Genomic DNA, 18495 nt, shown 5'->3' with positions numbered 1-18495 from the left:
AATTTCATTTTTAGTAAAAAACCACCTCTAAAAACAAAAAAATAGTTTTCAATGGTGGTTTTTACTTAAATCATCTGACAGTTTAGAAACTGTCAGCTACATAAATTACTATTTAGGCACAGGAAAACCTCTATCTCTCATCAGAGCTTCCATATTTGCTTCACGTCCTCTAAATGACTTGTAGGCTTCGGCTGGGTCTATGGCATTTCTCGGTGCAAACAAATATTTTACTAATTTATCAGCCATTTCTTTGTCATAAAAACCGTCTGGAGCTTCTGCAAATGCTTCGGCAGCATCAGCCGTCAAAACATCAGCCCACATATAGCCGTAATATGCTGTTGCATAGCCTTCTCCTGAAAAAACGTGTCCAAAATGTGGCGTTCTGTGGCGCATCACTAATTGTTTTGGCATTCCTAATTCTTCCAATGTTTCTTTTTCAAACTTATCTACATCAATATTCTCTGGATCTGCAAGGTGGAATTTCATATCCATGATAGCAGAAGCCAAATATTCAGTTGTAGAAAAACCTTGATTGAAAGTAGATGCTTTCTTGATTTTGGCAACTAACTCTTTTGGCATTGGCTGACCAGTTTTATTATGAACCAAATAGTTATTAATAACTTCGTCAGTAGATAACCAACGCTCTAAAAGCTGTGATTGAAATTCTGTATAATCTCTAACACCACCATTCAAAGTTGGATATTTTACATTTGACGAAAGAGCATGAAGTGCATGACCAAACTCATGAAAAAATGTAGTTGCATCATCCCAAGAAACTAAAAGAGGTTGATTTGGTGCAGGTTTTACAAAATTTGAATTGTTGGAAGCCAAAACATTTTTATTTCCATCAAAGGTTGTATGACTTCTATAACTTGTTGCCCATGCTCCCGAACGCTTTCCTTGTCTAGCATACGGATCAAGATACCAAAGTCCGATATTCTCGCCTGTGTCTTTGTCAGTTACTTCCCAAACTTTCACATCTTCATGAAAAACAGGAACAGAACCTTCAGGAACTGGCGTAAATTTGAAATTAAACAAACGACCTGCTACATAGTGCATTGCTTCAGTAAGTTTGTCAAGTTGTAAATATTGTTTTACTTCGTCTGAATCCAAATTATATTTATCTTGTCTTACTTTTTCAGCATAATAACGATAATCCCAAGGTTCAATAGTAATTTTGTCTCCGTTTTTATTGGCTACAGCTTGCATATCTTTTACTTCTTCATCCACTCTAGCAATAGATGCCTTCCAAACTGTTTCCATCAAATTCATTGCATTTTCAGGAGTTTTTGCCATACGGTCTTGCAAACGCCATTCTGCAAAGTTTTTATAACCCAAAAGCTCAACACGCTCTCTACGTAATTTTAAAATTTCTGCAATAATTTTATTGTTGTCGTAGTCATCACCATTATCTCCTCTTGAATAATAATTTTTCCAAACCTTTTCACGCAAATCTCTTTCAGTAGAATATGTCAAGAAAGGATCCATTGAAGAGCGAGTATTTGTGATGGCATATTTTCCTTCTTGTCCATTATCAGCAGCAATTTTTGCAGCCGATTTGATAAAACCTTCTGATAAACCTCCCAATTGATTTTCATCAATATAAGTAATATAACCTTCTTCATCGTGCAAAACATTATTCGAAAACTTAGTGTAAAGTGTAGAAAGTTCTTTGTCAATAGCTGCATATCTTTCTTTTTTCTCTGGACTAAGTTCTGCTCCATTCATTTCAAAACCTTTATAAGTTAGCTCTAAAACTCGTTGTTTGTCTGCTTCTAAAGGAGTAGTTTGAGAATTATCGTAAACTGTTTTGATGCGTTGAAATAATTTTTCGTTTTGAGAGATTTTAGAACTAAACTCTGAAAACTTAGGTGATAATTCTTCATCAATTGCTCTAAATTCTGGTGAAGACATGTTACTACTCCAAATTCCATAATAATTGAAAGCTCTATCTAGTTCTTTTCCTGCACGTTCCATTTCTTCAATCGTATTTTCGAAAGTAGCAGGTTCTGGATTGTTGGCTATTTTTTCAATATCAGCCAAATTCATTTCCATTCCCTTAATCATAGCAGGCTTAATGTCTTCCAATTTCATCTTATCAAAAGCAGGAACACCACCATAATCGCCTGTCCATTTTTGTAATAATAGATTTTCTGTTGTTGCTTCTTCTTTTGTTTCTGTATCTTCTTTTTTTACTTCTTGTTTACACGCTGTAAAAGCAGATAAAGTAAGTAGTAAAAATAGAAATTGTTTTGTTGCTTGTTTTATCATGTTTGTAAATTATAGGTTTAATAAAATTGAATTTTTTCTTACAACTTTAAATTTAGTTATACTTTTGATAAAATTAGGACAATAGGCTATTTAAAATGGATTTATTAGGTTTTTTTGTGAATGTAGAAATGGAATGACTTCTAATTTAGAAAATAATTATTTTATAAATAGGCTTAATTACCTACCTTCTTTTTCTATTAAATTCAGGAAAACATTGAACACCAATAGCACCACCGAGCCATTCTAAAGCGACATCTTGCTTATACAAAATATACCTACAACTATCATTATAATTGTTAGTCAAACTATCTAGAACTGGTTCATCAAATAAATTATAAAAATACATTCCCATTCCATGTCTTTGAAATCCAATCTGACAAGGTGTACCACTTTGAACAGAAATACAACCTGCTTTATCTAATTTTCGCTTTAAAGAATCAGTAGTTTTATAGCTCCAATTTAAACCATTGAATAAATCCTCTTCCTTTACTGACTTTGTACCACTAATATCTAAAGAAGGATCATACTTCCCGTCAGTTCTTACGTAAAATCTACTTATGGAGTAATTTTCAAATTCAATTTCTACAACTTTATTTTTGGGAAGCCTAGAATTAATAAACTGTTCAACTTCACGAATCTCTTTTGATTTCTCCTCATAATTTACAACTAATTCTTCATAGCTTGAAGAATCAAATTGAGCAAACAGAACTATTAGAGCTACTATCGCACCAACGATATATAAGGCAAATCCTCCTCCTACAATTATTAGTATCCATTTAACTATTTTCATTTCTTACACAATAAATTATTTGATTTATTTTTCTTACAACTTTAAATTTAGCTATACTTTTGATAAAATTAGGACAATAACATTTTTAGAATGAATTTATCAAGCTTTTTTACTTTAAAATATAGGAATAAAAAATAGCACAATAAATTCTTCTCAAGAAAAGGTGAAAGGCAAAAAAACAAACCAAATCTAATTCAAAAAGGTTAGCATAGTGATTTCAATTCTTCAATTTTTTTAACTGGATGTTATTATGCTTACAAAAAAATCTGCCTTTCTATCTGTATTTTTCTTTGCTTTATTTATTAATTCTTCTTTTGCTCAAGAAAATAAAATTGATTTGCCTCAAATAAATAAAGAACGTCTTTCACTTCAAAAAAACTCTATGTATGTTTTGGGAGGTTGGTCGGTTGCTAATTTTGCATATAGTGGAGCAACCCTAGCAGCAGGAGTAAATAATGGAGAAGACAAATATTTTCATCAGTTTAATATCTATTGGAATACTGTCAATTTTGCTTTGGCAGGAAGCAGTCTTTTATTTGCAAAAAAAGCTACAGATTTGAATTATGCAGAAACTATAAAAGCCTATCATTCGACAGAATCTCTTTTTTTGCTCAACACAGGGATTGATGTGGGATATATGGCAGCAGGATTATATTTGAGAGAACGGGCAAAAACTGAAACAACTATAAAAAATACAAATCGTTTTTTAGGGTATGGGAAATCACTTATTTTGCAAGGAGGATTTTTATTTATTTTTGATCTGACGGCTTACTTTCTTAATAAAAGACAATCAAAAGTTTTGTATGATATTCCTGTTTCGCTTTCACTTGCTCCAAATCAAATGAGAGTTACTTATACTTTTTAGAATAATACAGAATAAAAAAACACCTTTTTAATTCTATAAAGATTAAAAAGGTGTTTTTTATATTTTGAGAAAATCAAGTTTTGATTACTCTTCTTCGCTAGAAGAAGCATCATCAGCTTTCTTTTCTTCTGTTTGCTCTGCAGTTGCTTCAGAAGAAGCTGTTGCTGTGTCAGAAGATTTTTTCTTCTTACGACGACCACGACGAGTACGTCCTGAAGTGCTTGATTCTTGTAGCATAAGCTCGTTATAATCTACAAGTTCAATAAAGCAAACATCAGAGTTATCGCCTGCACGAGACAAACTAAGTTTGATAATGCGTGTGTATCCTCCTGGACGCTCACCCACTTTACGAGCTACTTCATTGAAAAGCTCTTTGGTAGCTTCTTTATTTTGAAGGTAAGAGAAAACAACACGTTGGTCGTTTTGAGTTCCACCCTTCGAACGAGTAATCAAAGGCTCTACATATTTGCGCAATGCTTTTGCTTTGGCAGTAGTTGTTTGAATTCGTTTGTGTAATATGAGAGAAGCCGCCATGTTAGAGAGCATCGCCTTACGGTGAGATGATGTACGCCCTAAATGATTGAATTTTTTTCCGTGTCTCATTTTCGTATAAGTTTGGACAAGTTTATTTTATAAAAAACTAAACTTTGCCTGAATTTCTGTATAAAATGCCAGTAGTAGAACATTAAATCAGACCCTATTAAATACATTTGAAAAGAAAAATTATAAAGTAATTAGGAATAAAAATTAATCAAATTATGAATCATAAAGTATTTATGTTTAATACGTTACATTCGTAATTAGTTTCGCTGCTTTAGCAGGTCATAATTTTTAATTCGTAATTGATTTCAAAATTAATCTTCGTCTAATTTGTACTTAACGATGTCTAATCCAAAAGTAAGTCCCAAATCAGATACAAGTTGTTCCAATTCAGTAAGTGATTTCTTACCAAAGTTACGGAATTTCATCATATCAGAAATTTCCAAACTTACAAGGTCGCCAAGTGTACGAATGTTTGCTGCTTTAAGACAGTTATAAGCACGAACAGACAAATCCATTTCTGAAAGAGCTGTTTTGAGTTGCTTACGCATTCTTACAAATTCTTCATCTACTTCCTCCTCTTGTTGTGTTTCTAAATAATCAAGCGTAATGTTTTGGTCAGAAATTAGAGCCAAATGACGCATAAGTAAATGAGCTGCACCTTTAAGAGCATCTTCAGGATGAATAGAACCGTCAGTTTGGATATCCATAACTAACTTCTCATAATCCGTTTTTTGCTCAACACGAGTGTTTTCGATGCTATAAGTTACGTTTTTAATTGGCGTATAGATAGCATCTATTGGAATATAGCTTGCAGAATTTTCTGCTTGACGGTTTTCCTCAGCAGGAACGTATCCACGTCCTTTGTCTAAGAAAAGTTCAAGTTCGAGTTCTACTGATTCGTCCATGTGACAGATTACCAATTCTGGATTCAACACCTCAAATTCATTAGTAGCATCTGTGATGTCTTTTCCAGTTAGTTCAGATTTTCCAGAAAGTTGAATTGTAATCCTCTGACTAGATTCATCTTCTACTAATTTTTTAAGACGCAACATCTTTAAATTCAAAATAATTTCACTTACATCTTCTACAACGCCTTCGACGGTAGAAAACTCATGTAAAACTGAACCCATTTTGATACCGATAATTGCATATCCTTCTAATGAAGAAAGCAATACACGACGAAGTGCGTTACCAACAGTTACACCATAACCTGGTTCTAATGGTTTGAATTCGAAAATACCGTGAAAATCATCGGCTTTCTCCATTACCACTTTGTCGGGCATTTGAAACGCTAATACTGCCATAGAACTTACTGTATATTTTGAAGTGTTTTTTTAAAGAATTGATAACCTAACAGGTAATAAACAGTTTGTAACTGTCTAATAATTGTAACCTGAATAAATAGGTTGTATAAGCTAGGATTATTTAGAGTACAACTCAACGATTAAACGTTCTTGAATGTTCTCTGGAATTTCCTCACGCTCTGGAAGCATCATAAATCTGCCTTGAAGCTCTGTATTATCCCATTCTAACCAAGAGTAACGAGCATTTGCTCTTCCACTCAAAGCATCAGTAATAATTTGCAAAGATTTTGACTTTTCACGTACTCCAACGATATCGCCAGGGCGTAATGAATAAGAAGCAATGTTTACGATTTCTCCGTTTACTGTAATGTGTTTGTGAGAAACAAGCTGACGAGCAGCTCTACGAGTAGGTGCAATACCTAAACGATACACAACATTATCTAAACGAGTTTCTAAGAATTTCAAAAGATTCTCACCTGTTGAGCCTTGCGCTCTTACTGCGTGCTTAAATACATTTGAAAATTGACGCTCAAGTACACCGTAAGTATGTTTAGCTTTTTGCTTTTCCATTAACTGGACTGCATAATCTGATACTTTACGACGACGACCTTTTCCGTGCTGACCCGGCGGATAAGCTTTTTTCTTTAGGGCTTTGCTCGGGCCGAAGATTGCCTCTCCGAAACGTCTTGCAATTTTTGCCGTAGGTCCTGTATAACGTGCCATACTGTTTGTATTTTTCGTGTTTTACGAAAATTAAAAATAAATTCTAAAAGTATAAATCATTGATGCTCTGTAAACAAATCGTTTTCTAGAAAACGAAATTTACATTTTTTCGGATTTATACAGTCGTGAGCTAAACGGGGTATTCTAGTCCTTCTCTACGTTACTTATTTTTATATGATTGTATAAATTAAGAGTGATAATTACTGTCAAACTTAATTAAATCTCTTAGAAAACAGACGATTAGAAAGGTTATAACTAATCCGTTTCCAAAAAAATAAGAGTTGCCGAGCCAGTCGATTTAAAATATCTATAACTATAAAAACTATATCTAAATTCTATCTAAAGCACGCAACAAGGGAGAATAACTCCTAAACGTTTCAACTCACTATTCTTTTTACGCTAGAATTGGAAAGAAGCGAGACAGAAAATTCTATCTAAATGTTCTTAGCCTGTTTGCTCAGACTAAAGTCTAAGCTACATTTTAAGAGTGAAAATAACAAGTTGCTATTTTTCCTTTTTTATCGTTTTGTTAAACTAAAATTGCCTGACATTTTAAAATGTCTTGACAATTAAAATTATACTCTACGACGTTTTGGAGGACGACAACCGTTGTGAGGAAGAGGAGTTACATCTTTGATAGATGTAATATCAATACCAACACTATGGATTGTACGAATAGCTGCCTCACGACCAGAACCTGGTCCTTTGACAAATACTTCTACTTTGCGAAGACCTAAGTCGTAAGCACGTTGAGCGCAATCACGAGCTGCTGTTTGAGCTGCATACGGAGTGTTCTTTTTAGAACCTCTGAAACCCATTTTGCCTGCTGTTGCCCAAGTGATAACTTGACCTGCTTCGTTAGTCATAGAAATAATAACGTTGTTAAAAGATGCTTTGATGTGAGCTTGTCCCACAGCAGCAACTTTCACTACTCGTTTTTTGGCTTTGTCTTTACGCTTTTGTGCCATAAGTTTTTAAACGTTTAAGCTGCATCAGAAAATCAATTACGAATTACGAATTAAAAATGAAATTCATATACATTAATTGTACATATCACAATTATATTTCTTCTACTAGACTTTTTCTTATCTTTATTATTATAATAAAGATAAAAGTAAAAATTATTATTTCTTTTTGTTTGCAACCGTTTTTGGTTTTCCTTTGCGAGTACGTGCATTTGTTTGTGTACGTTGTCCTCTTACAGGAAGTCCTTTACGATGGCGTAAACCACGATAACAACCAATATCCATCAAACGTTTGATGTTTAGTTGTACTTCGGATTTTAGTTCACCTTCTACTTTGAAGTTTTCGCCGATATATTCACGAATAGCTTTAGCTTCATCGTCAGACCAATCTTTAGCTTTTGTGTTTTGGTCAACTCCTGCTGCATCTAAAATTTGAGCTGCACGAGTGTTTCCAATACCAAAGATGTATGTCAAACTAATGACTCCACGCTTATTATCTGGAATATCGACACCTTGAATCCTTGCCATATTAGCTGATTAATTCTAAGTGATGATTTATTAAAACAATTACGAATTAAAAATTAAAAATTACGAATGAAATCCGTTTTTTACTTAATTTTTATTTCCTAATATAAAAAGGTTACGCATTTTTTGACTGTAGTTAATTTAATAAAAATCAAATTACATCAAAAAAAACAAAATTAACCTTGACGCTGCTTAAAGCGAGGGTTTTTCTTGTTGATAACGTAAACTTTTCCATTGCGACGTACGATTTTACAATCTACGCTACGCTTTTTTACGGAAGCTCTAACTTTCATAGTTTTGAAAATTAATGTGAAAAGTTTATTTATATAAAGAAAAAAAGAACGCCGTTTCTAATTTCTTTTTTAATCAGCAACAATTAAGTAAAGAATCTAAATACGACCTACATTTTTATTTGTAGCGATATACGATACGGGCTTTAGTCAAATCATACGGCGACATTTCTAACTTTACTTTATCTCCTGGAAGAATTTTGATATAATTCATACGCATTTTTCCAGAAATATGAGCAGTTACTTCGTGTCCGTTTTGTAGAGAAACACGAAACATAGCATTTGATAATGCTTCTGATACTGTTCCGTCTTGTTCGATGCTGTCTTGTTTAGCCATAAAATTAAATTTAGATTTTAGATTTTAATAAGTTTAGAATTTAGATAAAAATAGAATGAAAAATTAATCGTTCAAAACACTTATTTTTATTCTATATAGAGGCAGAACAACGCTGTTTAATAGAATAAACTATCAAATAGGGATTATTTTTTCTAAATTCAGAGCTTATTTTAGTTCTTATTTTGTTCTAAAAAGTCTAAATTTTGTTATCTACCCGCTTTTTAACGAACTGCAAAGTTAATATTTATTTTTGAATTATACAAAATTTGTATAAATAAATATTTTGTTTAGAGTTCTTCATTCTTTTTTGAGCTGGAAATACCACAATCGACATAGCTTTTTTATTGAATTTTGAACTATGCTAAACAGAATTATCAATTAAACTTATAGTAATTAGACACGGGTGATGAAATCGTCAGTGGAGACACCAAAAAGGGGAATTAGAGTTTTATTTGTGAATATCATAGAGAAATAAATTACATTATTCTATCCAAATACTTTTATATTCTGTCTCTAAACTCTTCACAAGTTTTTTTATAATTGGATGCTGATTTTTAAATATCATCAAAGTAGAAGAAGAGAGTTTATATACACAATGAATAATCTTTTCAATTTGTTCTGATGAAATTTCAACTAAACGAAATGTGTTTTGATGTGCATTCGTAGTACAAATAGTAATGTTTTGATTTGAAAAAACAATTTGAGTAATATCTGTATATTCAATACTGTAGGCACTTTTTGATTTATCAAAATAAACCAAAACAGCATCGTCTTTAAAATGAAGTAATGCTTCTTTTGGGTATAAAAAAGAAATTCTAGGTTCATAAATACTTATTGTACCATATTCATCAAGAATAAAGGGTAATGATATGAATCCTGCTGCTATTGCCATTAATACTATATATCCTTGGTCGGAAAAGTCTATTATCATTCCTACAATGATACAAATACAAACAATTACTCCTATTGCAGTATAAATTATATACTTTATAATCGCAGAGAAATCACTATTCTTTTCAACTGTTCTCTGAATTTGTGTATCAATACGTAAATTGACTTTGATTTTCTTCCAAAAATAATCATCTAATTTATATCCAAAACTCTCAAAACTCTCGTTTTCTGACCCTTTTATAGGAAAAAGTAAGGAATTTGCATCTTGTAAAACACGAAGTTCTAATGTTTTTTGAATAGGAAAGTTAATAAGTGTTTCAGAAGAATCACAATGTTTTCCACCCAAATATTCCCATGTCTCTTTTAGAAAAGCTGATTTGCATTCCTCACAAAAAACAACTTCATTTCCTGCCACAATCAAATCTCCTGTAATCGGGTCTTTACGATTTTCATTTAAAAAGTCAAAATGTTTTTGTCTGTGGATTTTGTGAATGTGCATAAATTGAAAGTGAGAATAGAAAATGTATTCACTTGTTTACGCAAAAATCCTTCTTACTGTTTTGAAGTAAAAAGGATTTTAATAAAATCAATAGATATTATTTTGCAGCTTCAAAAGACTTATAAGCTCTTACAATTTCACTCAATACTTCAAGAGCTAACTCGCCAGCTTCTTCTACATTAGAATTTATCAAAACTATTGAGCCTGATTGTGTATTTGGATCAAATCCGAAAAAAGTAGTTGTTCCAATGTCTCCTCCTGTGTGTCCGATACGACCATTTGTAGACCAAAGCCAAAAAACACCATAATTATCTTCTCTCTCAGGCATTTGTTTTGGTCTTGTTTTTAGTTTCTTATCAAAGAGAAGTTGATATGATTCTTTTGAGAGTAGTAAAGAGGATTGTCCTGTTTTTGCTTTTATCATTTCTTGCATGAAAATCGTCATATCTTCAATAGAAGTGAGTAAAGCACCATCTGGATAAGTTGCCATTGTATAAGCAGGAAGAGGAGTTTCTGCATCAAAAAACTGAGTAGAAACTAACTCAGCATTTAATTCTGATTTTCTCCAAGCTGTATGACTCATTTGCAAAGGTTCAAAAATAACTTGTTTTGAATAGACATCAAAAGGAGTTTGAGTGACAATTTCAATAAGGTAAGCTGCCAATGCAGAGCCAGTATTACTATATTCATACTCAGTTCCAGTAGAAGCATTTACAAAATTATCTGAATGATAAAGAGTTCCTGTTGTGGAAAGATATAATTTTGTAAAATTTTCAAGTGAAAGAACATTTCCGTTTGTTTTGATTCCTAATTCTTGTATCATTCTTTGCGCTCCTTTTGTAGAAATATCTTCTCCTTCCAAAATACTGTAATTTTGAAAATAAACAGACTCACTATCTTTGATTCCAGAAGTATGAGTAACTAAATGTTTAATTAAAATAGGTTCATTTGGAAAATTTGGATTGATTACTTCAAAAGGTAAAATAGAATTAATAGGAGTTTCTAAGGTAAAATATCTATCTTCAATAGCTTTAACAAGTGAAATTCCAATAAATACTTTACTAATCGAAGCAATATTCATTGACATTTCATTGGTCAAATCAATATTTTTTTCAATGTTAGCTTTACCATAACTTTTCTGAAAAGCTACTTCACCATTTTTGATAACAGCAACTGAAAAACCTCCAAAGTTAGATTTTTCATAGCTTTTTTGAAGAGAAGCGTCTAGTTCTTGGGCAGTATTGATTTGAGGTAAAACTTCTTTTGAGCAGCTAATAGTGAGAGAAGATAAGAGAATTAACAAGAAAGTTTTAAGAGAATCTTTCATAGATGATAGTGTTTTGGTGAGAAAATCTAAAAATTAGAGTTAAAAAATAATTTTCTCAAAGATAAAACACCTCTTTTCCTTAATCTTGTAAAATATTGAAGCTCTGTTGATAATTTCTAGGTGTTACACCAACATAGTTTTTGAAGTAATTTGCAAAATTACTTTGGTCATAAAATCCAGCATCTAAAGCTGTTTCTGTGATAGAATTTCCTTCTTGAAGTAATTGTTTGGCAAGCGATATTCTGCTCAAAAGAATGTACTGAAAGGGGGTAAGACCAACATATTTTTTAAAAGCTCTAATAAATTGAAATTTATCTAGTTTTGTCTGATTGGCTAGAGCCTCCAAACTTATTTTTTGGTCTAAATTAGCAATTAAATACTGCTTTGTGTCATTTAACCAAGTAGGTGTTTGGGTTATATTGGTAGCAGTTGTTTTATTTTTTTTAGAAGATTCGTACTGTCCAATTTCTTGAATAAATCCTATAAATTGGTTTTCAAAACTATCACCAAAATCATTCTTTTTATAAGCTACAATTTGATTAGATAATTGATTGAATTTATTAAAAAGAAAAGTATCTGTAATTAGATTTTGTAATAAAAAATCATCATTTACTTTGTTTTTTCCTAAAGCAAATTTAAAAATATCCTTACTGATATATAACGTTTTGATAGAATAATCTAGATTTTGAAAAGCACTATTTTTATGTATTTCTAAAGGATTCGAAATAAGTAGCGAGTTTTGCAAGGCAATTTTATCATTTTCTATAAAAGCTCCTTTTTCTATACTAGAAATACAAAATGTTTCATGATAGTGCAAAGGAAAATCTTGATTAGAGTTATATGTAGAAAATAATTCTAAATTGTCTAAACTCTGTAACTTAATTCGTTCAATTTTTGAAATATTCATCAGTCAATACATCTAATCATAAATTCTATCAACAACCTGCATATTTTGAGGCATACGAGGCTCTATTTTATATAAATTTTCTTGAAGTCCTTTAAAAAAAGCCTTTTCAAAATAACCTACTAAATAAATTGCAGCAAGTGGCATTCCCTTGAAATAATATTTTCCTCTCCAACGCAAATTACATCCTCTTTTTGTGGGTGTAATCTCTACAATTGCACGCCCTTTTAATGGATGTTCGGCAACAGGTTCATAGACAAAATATTTTCCATAACTTGCTTCTGTAATATAATAATGATGCACTTTAGCAAAAAGAGGTGTTTTATAAATTGCCATTACTTTATTTCCTGCCTCTATTCCTGTTGTTTCTAATTCTTCTAAATGTTGAATCCAAAGTTCGCTTTCTTTTGAGTTTCGAAAGGCTTCTTCTATATATGTCCAAAGTACGGTAGGTGAAAAATTGGTCTTGAATGTATAATCAAAACTAATTTCTTTTGGTTTTTTCCACCAATAAGTAAAACCAGCTGCTAATGCAGCTCCAAGTAAAAGAGTTCTTTTTTTCATAAAAAGCTATAATCTATATAATGTACGTAGATGAACAGTTTTATTAAATTAAATACGTTTTTTTTAGAATAGTGTTCGAAAAATACTGCTCTCACTTTCAAAATTACTATTTATTTTTAAAACTAGAAGCATTAATATTTGTTAGACAAAAGTTAGTATAAAGTGAGTGTATCTAAATTTAGTTTTTAGACGATATAATTGTTGGGATTTTGAAAAAAAACCAAATAATTTGCTAATTCATTAACAAATAAGTTGTATTATCAGTGGTTTTTTACAATATTAGCTTAACTTTTAAGAATATATATGACTAAATTAAATTTTTAACACACACCTTACTGCAAAACTTATGCAAATACCAAGCTTGATTCTCAAACAACTTTACTCACGAGGAAGTTTAAAAAATACAGACAAAGGAGTACAATTTACTATCAAAAATCGTTTGAGTGATGCCAAATTTAGTGAGCTTGTCAGCGTTGAAATAAACGGCAAAGAAGTTCCGATGAGTGACATTCAAATCGATATGGGAGACGGAAATATGATTAAGCCTTCTGCCATGGACTCTAGTAGTCCTATTGATTTTCCATTGAGTAAAAGTTTTAATGTACTGGCTAATATTGAAAAACTTCCAGAAGCAAAACATGATATTCAAATCTCATTTGTAGCTAATCCATTCGGAAAGCTCAAATTTAAAGTACAAGATGCTATTTCAGGTTTCAATGATCAAGAAGTCAAAATTCCTAGAGATAAAAATGATGATTATGCTGAAAGTGCAATCAAAACTAGACAAGAATTTGTCGAACAAGTTACAGGTAAAAAATTAGACCACGTAACAAAATACTCTTTCGACCCACATATTGCAGCAGGAAATTGTGAGCATTTTGTAGGTGTAGCACAAATTCCGATTGGTATTGCAGGACCTATTACAGTAGATGGAGAATATGCAAAAGGAGATTTCTTAGTTCCAATGGCAACAGCAGAAGGAACATTAGTAGCCTCTTATAATCGTGGTATGAAGGTACTTAACCTTAGTGGTGGAGTAAAGTGTACGGTCATTGGAGATGCTATGCAACGTGCGCCTGTTTTTGTTTTTAAAGATGCTCGTGGTGCTAGAGATTTTGTAGCTTGGACAAAGAAGAAAGAAATTTATGATAAAATTGTAGAAGAAGCAGAAGCAACTTCAAGTGTTGCTAAGCTTAGTGATATTGATTGTTATCTATCAAATAAGTTTGCTTATCTACGTTTCAATTATAAAACAGGTGATGCAGCAGGTCAGAATATGGTTGGACGTGCTACTTTTGCAGCGTGTAGCTGGATTTTGGACAACTATGATGAAAACAAACTAGAACATTTCTATTTAGAATCTAATTTTGCAACTGATAAAAAAGCATCTCAAATCAATGTGATGCGTACTCGTGGTAAGCGTGTCGTTGCAGAATGTACAATTCCTAGAGACGTACTTATTCAGAATATGCGTGTAGAGCCAGAATCTTTGGCTTATCACGGACAGGTAGCCACTATTGGAGCATTCCTCTCAGGTGCAAACAATAATGGAGCGCACTCTGCCAATGGTATTACAGCTATGTTTATTGCTACTGGTCAAGATGTAGCCAACGTTTCAGAATCTTCGGCTGGTATTCTTTATTCAGAACTTACCCCTGAAAGAGACCTTTACATTTCAATTACTATTCCTTCTCTAATTATTGCTACTTATGGTGGTGGTGTTGGTTTGGCTACTCAAAAAGAGTGTCTAGAAATGATGGATTGTTTTGGTAGAGATAGAGTAAACAAACTTGCTGAAATTATCGCTGCTGTTGTACTTGCTGGTGAAATTTCTCTTGGTTCGGCTATTTCTTCTTCTGATTGGGTTTCTAGTCATGAGCAGTATGGTAGAAACAGATAATTAAATAAAGTAAGAAGTTAGAATTATGAATTTAGGAAGACTAAAAAAATAAATTTACATTTTTAGCTATCTATAAAACAGGGTTAAAATCCTGTCCAATTTATAATTCATAGCCTGTTTTTGAAAACATATCTTTGTGAAAAATCACAAAAGGTAGTTTTTTAATTGAACAGGGTTTTAACCCTGTTTATTGATGTGAGTTTTTCAAAGTGTAAATTTATTCATTTTAAAATAATATTACTTTTTTGTTGGTGTCGCTATGCTAAAACACCCATAACAGTTGCAAAAAGCAACAAAATGAGATGTATTCAGCAAAAATTCAGAATCAAATACAATTATATTTATTTCAAATTCTGATTTAACCACAAAAAAAACCTAAGTTTTAAAACTTAGGTTTTTTTTGTTAGAAACTATATTGTCATTGATTTCTTATCAATGATATTCCTATTAATAAAAACTATCTATGTTTTCCTCTGTATCAGTTAATTGTTTGATAGCACGAAGAATTCCGTTTGTATTAAATACTTGCTGACGATCTTGAACCAATGGTTCTTTGTATTTAGCATAATCTGCTACTTCTCCAGCATTATTATATTTTTCTACTTTCATTATCACAATACCTGTTTCATCAGCAATAGGTTTAGAAGTTTCACCTTCTTTCATTCCAAATGCCATACCTACTGCTTTTGGTGCAAATCCTACTCCATTAAGAGTAGTTGTGATATAAGTATAATTAGGTTGAGATAGTACACGAGCTTGTTCTCCAAAAGCTGTTGCAATTTCTTCTAATGTACCTGTTTTATCTTTTAATTTAGCCAAAATTTCTTTTTTCTTAGCTTCTTCAATAACTTTACGACGAACTTGCTCATACACTTTAGAAAGAGGTTGAATTCCTTTTTTAGTACGAGATTTCAATGTCATAACAATATATTGATTATCTACTTCAAATACTTCATTAGAAATATCACCTATGCTTGTATTTTCTTCAAATGCCCAACGAATAGCTTGACGGATAGAAGGATCATAGATATTGTTTAAAGAACGAGCATTTTGTTTTACATCATTTGCTTGCAAACTCAATAAGTTATACTGTTTAGTACGTTCTTCATACTCTGTTATATTTTTACTTGAAGCCAAATCACCTGCTTGACGATAAAGAGTCTCACGAGTAGATTGACTAGGTTCTAACAAACGTCCAACTGAAGCAACTAAGTATTTGTTAGTTCTCTTTAAATCTTTTACATCTATGATATGATACCCATAATTAGTTTCTACTAACTCAGGCAAAATCCCAGTTTGAGTAGCTCCAAAAGTAGCATCTTCAAAAGGTTTTACCATTGCATTACGACCAAACCAATCTAGTTCTCCCCCTTTTTCGCTATTAGATTTGTCTTCGCTATATTCTTTTGCTAATGCTGAAAAACTTCCTCCGTTTTTAGCTTGTGCTAATACTTCTTTAGCTTTTGTTTCAATGGCTAATTTCTCCTCTGGAGATTTTCCTTGAGTACTAAATAAAATGTGATTTGCTTTTACAGAGTCAACTACTTGTCCTACTTCTTTCACAACTTTGAACATAGTATATACTCCTTTCACAATAGTAGGATCACTTACCATTCCTATTGTTACTTCTTCTCCCATTTCCTTTTTGATAGCTTCAGGCAAATTAGATTTAGAAAGCTCTGCAAAGTTAGTTTCAATTTGTGAGTTGATAGCCACAAAAGAAGTATCGTTTTGTGCTGATGCAAATTTGTTTTTGATATCGCTCAAATAACGCTTCACTTCCATACTGTCTGCTTTTGATGGAGCAATCGGAATAGCAATATATTCTACTGCAACTGAGGCTGCATCATCATAATCTTCTTTATGATTATTGTAATATTCTTGTATCTGGTCTGGAGTAACATTTACTGTTGAGTCTGCAATATTTGCATAAGGAACATACAAAAATTTCAAATCTAATTTTGTTGTTTCGTCTTCATAACGACGTTTTGCTTCAGCAGTAGTTACATAAACAGATTTGCGAAGTAAGTTTTCATATTTTTCACTTCTACGAGATTCTGGAAGCTGTTGTTCGAAAACTGCAAACTGTTGTTGTGCTTGTGGTGACTGATTTTGAAGATTACGGATAAAGGCAATAACTTTATCTTTATCAAAAACACCTGTTTCAGGGTCAGTAAAAGCTTGTTTGATTTGAGGAGAGATATTATTTCCCTGTACCATATCAATAACTTCTTCTTGAGTTACCATTATACCTAATTTTTCCCATTCAGGTTTGAGAGCATATTGTGTAACAAGTTCATTCCAAGTTTGAGTACGAACCATTGGCATCTGTGACTCGTTCAGTTTGTTTTGGTTAGCAGCTTCCATTCTATCACGCATGATTTGAAGCTGGTTATTAAAATCTTGATATTTGATTTCTGTTCCATCAATTTCTCCAATGACTTGGTCGCTACCCATTCTACCTGCGTTACCAATAAGGTCAGTAAGAACGAAGGCTGCAAGTGCGCCCAAAATAACTACGAGAAGTAGTCCTGTGCGTTTCTGAATTGCTGTAATTATAGACATAATCTATCCGTGTAATTTTTTTTAATAAGGTTAATGTGAAAAGGAAGTTCAAATTTTTAATAGAAATTACTCTTTACTTAAAATAAGTGCTATATCTACTCAAAATATGTACTGACAAACTTGTGAAACAGACTTCTGTACTTGATTTGATACGACACACTTCACAAAATTTTAGTTTGCAAAGGTAGCTAGTTTTATTAAAATATCAAATTTGATTTTCCAAAGAAGTTCATTTTTTAAATTTTTATACAAACTATATATCAACTTATCCGTTAAAAGTCAAAATTTTAGGAATACACAATAAGATTTTGAATTCTAGAGAAAGAGAAGACACAAATAATACTATTCAAACCTTTTTTGTATTTTTGCAAAAAAAAAAACAATACTTCAAAATTATGACAATCTTATATACAATTGTTTTGGCAATAGGCGTTCTTATGATTTACTTTGTAGGAATGGGAGTCAGAATGTTTTTTCAAAAACAAGGACAGTTTAGAGGAACATGTGCTAGTCAAAGTCCATTCTTGAAAACTGATGATGGTTCATGTAGCTATTGTGGCAAATCTGCTGAAGAAGTCTGTCCCAATAAATAATATGATTTAAAAAAACAAAAAGCTATTGTTATTCTTGAGAAACAATAGCTTTTTTTGTTATCTTGTATTACTAATTTTTATAATTTGAATAAAATATTTGCAAAAATGAATGCTTCTCTAAAAGAAAAAATACAAAAAATTAAAATCATTCTTACTGATGTAGATGGTGTACTGACAGACAGTAAAATTATTTATGATGATAATTTTTTGGAATACAAAAATTTTAATGTAAAAGATGGTTTTATTATCAAACCACTTCAAAAACTAGGTTTTAAAGTAGGTGTAATTACAGGAAGAGAATCTGATGTAGTTAAAAAACGCTGTCAAGAACTAGGTTTTGATTTTCACTATCACGGAAAAGGAGGTATAAATGCCAAGCTAGAAACTTTCGAAATTATCTTGAAAGAAAATTTAGTAGACCCTGAAAATATCGCTTACATAGGCGATGATTGGATAGATTTGCCTATTTTGATGCGATGTGGATTGAGTGCAGCTCCCCAAGATGCTATGAAAGAAGTAACTGAAAGAGTAGATTATATTACTCAACGAAAAGGAGGAGAAGGAGCTTTAAGAGAATTTGCACAACTTATTTTGGAAGGACAAGAAAAATTAGAAGATTTAATTAAGGATTATCTGTAA

At 31.9% G+C, this 18495-nt stretch carries 18 protein-coding genes; 4 read left to right on the top strand and 14 right to left on the bottom strand.

Annotated features, from left to right (window positions below; translation table 11 throughout):
- Positions 1 to 108: 108 nt before the first annotated feature.
- A complete protein-coding gene (locus V9L04_RS01235) occupies positions 109 to 2271 on the bottom strand; it encodes a M3 family metallopeptidase (RefSeq protein WP_338792240.1) in 2163 nt (720 codons plus the stop codon).
- Positions 2272 to 2452: 181 nt separating this feature from the next.
- A complete protein-coding gene (locus V9L04_RS01230; RefSeq protein WP_338792239.1) occupies positions 2453 to 3061 on the bottom strand; it encodes a hypothetical protein in 609 nt (202 codons plus the stop codon).
- A gap of 250 nt (positions 3062 to 3311) precedes the next feature.
- Here V9L04_RS01230 and V9L04_RS01225 point away from each other — a divergent pair, with 250 nt between their 5' ends.
- A complete protein-coding gene (locus V9L04_RS01225; RefSeq protein ID WP_338792238.1) occupies positions 3312 to 3926 on the top strand; it encodes a hypothetical protein in 615 nt (204 codons plus the stop codon).
- Between the two features lie 84 nt (positions 3927 to 4010).
- On the opposite strand, the gene rplQ is transcribed toward V9L04_RS01225, so the two are convergent.
- The 11 genes from rplQ to V9L04_RS01170 form a co-directional block, all read right to left on the bottom strand.
- The gene (gene rplQ, locus V9L04_RS01220) at positions 4011 to 4529 is read right to left on the bottom strand and encodes a 50S ribosomal protein L17 (protein WP_338792237.1); all 519 of its coding nucleotides are present in this window, start codon (positions 4527 to 4529) and stop codon (positions 4011 to 4013) included.
- Positions 4530 to 4780: 251 nt separating this feature from the next.
- The gene (locus V9L04_RS01215) at positions 4781 to 5773 is read right to left on the bottom strand and encodes a DNA-directed RNA polymerase subunit alpha (protein ID WP_338792236.1); all 993 of its coding nucleotides are present in this window, start codon (positions 5771 to 5773) and stop codon (positions 4781 to 4783) included.
- 117 nt (positions 5774 to 5890) lie between these two features.
- A complete protein-coding gene (rpsD, locus tag V9L04_RS01210; RefSeq protein ID WP_338792235.1) occupies positions 5891 to 6496 on the bottom strand; it encodes a 30S ribosomal protein S4 in 606 nt (201 codons plus the stop codon).
- Between the two features lie 575 nt (positions 6497 to 7071).
- On the bottom strand, positions 7072 to 7464 hold the full coding sequence (gene rpsK, locus V9L04_RS01205) for a 30S ribosomal protein S11 (protein WP_338792234.1): 393 nt from the start codon (positions 7462 to 7464) through the stop codon (positions 7072 to 7074).
- Positions 7465 to 7620: 156 nt separating this feature from the next.
- Entirely contained in the window at positions 7621 to 7989 is a 369-nt protein-coding gene (rpsM, locus tag V9L04_RS01200; protein WP_338792233.1) for a 30S ribosomal protein S13, read from the bottom strand.
- Positions 7990 to 8162: 173 nt separating this feature from the next.
- The gene (gene ykgO, locus V9L04_RS01195) at positions 8163 to 8279 is read right to left on the bottom strand and encodes a type B 50S ribosomal protein L36 (protein WP_014798809.1); all 117 of its coding nucleotides are present in this window, start codon (positions 8277 to 8279) and stop codon (positions 8163 to 8165) included.
- A gap of 115 nt (positions 8280 to 8394) precedes the next feature.
- On the bottom strand, positions 8395 to 8613 hold the full coding sequence (gene infA / locus V9L04_RS01190; protein WP_014798808.1) for a translation initiation factor IF-1: 219 nt from the start codon (positions 8611 to 8613) through the stop codon (positions 8395 to 8397).
- A gap of 481 nt (positions 8614 to 9094) precedes the next feature.
- Positions 9095 to 10003 carry a hypothetical protein gene (locus tag V9L04_RS01185; RefSeq protein WP_338792232.1) on the bottom strand — a complete coding sequence of 303 codons (909 nt, stop codon included), beginning with the start codon at positions 10001 to 10003 and terminating at the stop codon, positions 9095 to 9097.
- Between the two features lie 97 nt (positions 10004 to 10100).
- Positions 10101 to 11330 carry a serine hydrolase domain-containing protein gene (locus tag V9L04_RS01180; protein ID WP_338792231.1) on the bottom strand — a complete coding sequence of 410 codons (1230 nt, stop codon included), beginning with the start codon at positions 11328 to 11330 and terminating at the stop codon, positions 10101 to 10103.
- A gap of 79 nt (positions 11331 to 11409) precedes the next feature.
- The gene (locus V9L04_RS01175) at positions 11410 to 12237 is read right to left on the bottom strand and encodes an AraC family transcriptional regulator (protein ID WP_338792229.1); all 828 of its coding nucleotides are present in this window, start codon (positions 12235 to 12237) and stop codon (positions 11410 to 11412) included.
- A gap of 12 nt (positions 12238 to 12249) precedes the next feature.
- Positions 12250 to 12798 (bottom strand): hypothetical protein, encoded by a 549-nt coding sequence (locus V9L04_RS01170; protein ID WP_338792228.1) that lies wholly within the window; start codon positions 12796 to 12798, stop codon positions 12250 to 12252.
- Between the two features lie 346 nt (positions 12799 to 13144).
- On the opposite strand from V9L04_RS01170, the gene V9L04_RS01165 reads away from it, so the two are divergent.
- Positions 13145 to 14698, top strand: a complete 1554-nt coding sequence (locus tag V9L04_RS01165; RefSeq protein ID WP_338792227.1) for a hydroxymethylglutaryl-CoA reductase — start codon at positions 13145 to 13147, stop codon at positions 14696 to 14698.
- A gap of 447 nt (positions 14699 to 15145) precedes the next feature.
- On the opposite strand, the gene V9L04_RS01160 is transcribed toward V9L04_RS01165, so the two are convergent.
- A complete protein-coding gene (locus V9L04_RS01160) occupies positions 15146 to 17263 on the bottom strand; it encodes a SurA N-terminal domain-containing protein (RefSeq protein ID WP_338792226.1) in 2118 nt (705 codons plus the stop codon).
- A gap of 395 nt (positions 17264 to 17658) precedes the next feature.
- On the opposite strand from V9L04_RS01160, the gene V9L04_RS01155 reads away from it, so the two are divergent.
- Both V9L04_RS01155 and V9L04_RS01150 read left to right on the top strand, forming a co-directional pair.
- Positions 17659 to 17856: a hypothetical protein gene (locus tag V9L04_RS01155; RefSeq protein WP_338792225.1), complete on the top strand. Its 198-nt coding sequence runs from the start codon at positions 17659 to 17661 to the stop codon at positions 17854 to 17856.
- Positions 17857 to 17910: 54 nt separating this feature from the next.
- Entirely contained in the window at positions 17911 to 18495 is a 585-nt protein-coding gene (locus V9L04_RS01150) for an HAD hydrolase family protein (protein WP_338792224.1), read from the top strand.

The organism is Bernardetia sp. MNP-M8, assembly GCF_037126285.1.
Classification (GTDB): domain Bacteria; phylum Bacteroidota; class Bacteroidia; order Cytophagales; family Bernardetiaceae; genus Bernardetia.
Note: the sequence above shows the minus strand (reverse complement) of the source record. Positions and strands in the feature narration are given on the sequence as shown.

Bases quoted from the DNA above. Each gene is read 5' to 3' on its own strand.
- V9L04_RS01215 (WP_338792236.1), bottom strand. From the start codon at position 5,773: ATGGCAGTATTAGCGTTTCAAATGCCCGACAAAGTGGTAATGGAGAAA.
- rpsK (WP_338792234.1), bottom strand. From the start codon at position 7,464: ATGGCACAAAAGCGTAAAGACAAAGCCAAAAAACGAGTAGTGAAAGTT.
- V9L04_RS01180 (WP_338792231.1), bottom strand. From the start codon at position 11,330: ATGAAAGATTCTCTTAAAACTTTCTTGTTAATTCTCTTATCTTCTCTC.
- infA (WP_014798808.1), bottom strand. From the start codon at position 8,613: ATGGCTAAACAAGACAGCATCGAACAAGACGGAACAGTATCAGAAGCA.
- V9L04_RS01170 (WP_338792228.1), bottom strand. From the start codon at position 12,798: ATGAAAAAAAGAACTCTTTTACTTGGAGCTGCATTAGCAGCTGGTTTT.
- rpsD (WP_338792235.1), bottom strand. From the start codon at position 6,496: ATGGCACGTTATACAGGACCTACGGCAAAAATTGCAAGACGTTTCGGA.
- V9L04_RS01235 (WP_338792240.1), bottom strand. From the start codon at position 2,271: ATGATAAAACAAGCAACAAAACAATTTCTATTTTTACTACTTACTTTA.
- rplQ (WP_338792237.1), bottom strand. From the start codon at position 4,529: ATGAGACACGGAAAAAAATTCAATCATTTAGGGCGTACATCATCTCAC.
- V9L04_RS01225 (WP_338792238.1), top strand. From the start codon at position 3,312: ATGCTTACAAAAAAATCTGCCTTTCTATCTGTATTTTTCTTTGCTTTA.
- V9L04_RS01165 (WP_338792227.1), top strand. From the start codon at position 13,145: ATGCAAATACCAAGCTTGATTCTCAAACAACTTTACTCACGAGGAAGT.
- V9L04_RS01155 (WP_338792225.1), top strand. From the start codon at position 17,659: ATGACAATCTTATATACAATTGTTTTGGCAATAGGCGTTCTTATGATT.
- V9L04_RS01185 (WP_338792232.1), bottom strand. From the start codon at position 10,003: ATGCACATTCACAAAATCCACAGACAAAAACATTTTGACTTTTTAAAT.
- V9L04_RS01230 (WP_338792239.1), bottom strand. From the start codon at position 3,061: ATGAAAATAGTTAAATGGATACTAATAATTGTAGGAGGAGGATTTGCC.
- V9L04_RS01160 (WP_338792226.1), bottom strand. From the start codon at position 17,263: ATGTCTATAATTACAGCAATTCAGAAACGCACAGGACTACTTCTCGTA.
- rpsM (WP_338792233.1), bottom strand. From the start codon at position 7,989: ATGGCAAGGATTCAAGGTGTCGATATTCCAGATAATAAGCGTGGAGTC.
- V9L04_RS01175 (WP_338792229.1), bottom strand. From the start codon at position 12,237: ATGAATATTTCAAAAATTGAACGAATTAAGTTACAGAGTTTAGACAAT.
- ykgO (WP_014798809.1), bottom strand. From the start codon at position 8,279: ATGAAAGTTAGAGCTTCCGTAAAAAAGCGTAGCGTAGATTGTAAAATC.